Annotated in this window: 1 protein-coding gene; it reads right to left on the reverse strand. The window is 69.8% G+C overall.

Annotated features, from left to right (window positions below):
- Nucleotides 1-33: 33 nt before the first annotated feature.
- A partial coding sequence (wecB, locus tag ACFU7D_RS29835) for a non-hydrolyzing UDP-N-acetylglucosamine 2-epimerase (protein ID WP_378874181.1) occupies nucleotides 34-1,089 on the reverse strand: 1,056 nt, incomplete at its 5' end.

Genomic DNA, 1,089 nt, shown 5'->3' on the forward strand with positions numbered 1-1,089 from the left:
GGCGCGGACGTACTCGCGTCACGGGGCTTCGGGTCAGCGGCGGTGGCGCTCCAGAAGCGCGACCACGTGCTCGGCCGCCTTGCCGTCGCCGTAGGGCAGGCCGCGGTCCGTGGCCGGGGTGGGGCGCAGCGCGATGTCGGCCCATGCGGAGGCCGAGAGCTGGTGCGGGTCGGGAACCAGCTGGTTCCAGTCACCCTCAAGCGTCTCCACCCACTCGGTCTCCGGACGGATGGTCGTGCAGACGCGGTCCAGGAGGAAGGCCTCCTTCTGTAGTCCGCCCGAGTCCGTGACCACACCGGCGGAGCCCATGACCGCGGCCACCAGACCGGCGTAGGGGAGCGGCCTCCCGGCGTGCAGGGAACCGCGGTTCAAATCGATACCGTGTTCCTCGGCGCGTGCGACGAGGCGGGGGTGTGCCAGCAGAGCCACCGGCACGGGCAGAGCTGCCAGCGAGTCGAGCAGTGCCGCGAGCCGCTCAGGGGAGTCGGTGTTGTCAGGCCGGTGGAGGGTCGCCAGCAGGTAGGGCGCGCCCGGGTCGATGCCCTCCGGCAGCACGGGCTTCGGGTGCTCACCGGCCGTGACCGCGTCCCGGATGCGCAGACATACATCCACCATGACGTCGCCGGCCAGCACGGAGCGCTCGGACAGCCCTTCGCCGGCGAGGTGGCGCATGGCCTCCTGTGTCGGGGCGAGGAGGAGGTCGGCCGCGTGATCGGTGAGGATGCGGTTGTGCTCCTCCGGCATCCGGCGGTTGAAGGAACGCAGGCCGGCTTCCAGGTGGGCCACCGGAAGGTGCATCTTGACGGCGGAGAGCGCACCGGCCAGCGTCGAATTCGTGTCCCCGTACACCAGAACCCAGTCGGGCCGTTCGGCTTCGAGCACCGGATCCATGGCCGTGAGTACTCCGCCGGTCTGAGTGCCGTGGCTGCCGGAACCGATGCCGAGGTGAACATCCGGGTCGGGGATGCCCAGGCCGGAGAAGAAGACATCGGACAGGTCCGCGTCGTAATGCTGGCCTGTGTGCACGATTACATGCTGATGCCCGGTTCCGGCGAACGCTGCAGCGATCGGCGCGAGCTTGACCAACTG

This window comes from Nocardioides sp. NPDC057577 (assembly GCF_042801335.1).
In the GTDB taxonomy this organism is placed as follows: domain Bacteria; phylum Actinomycetota; class Actinomycetes; order Propionibacteriales; family Nocardioidaceae; genus Nocardioides.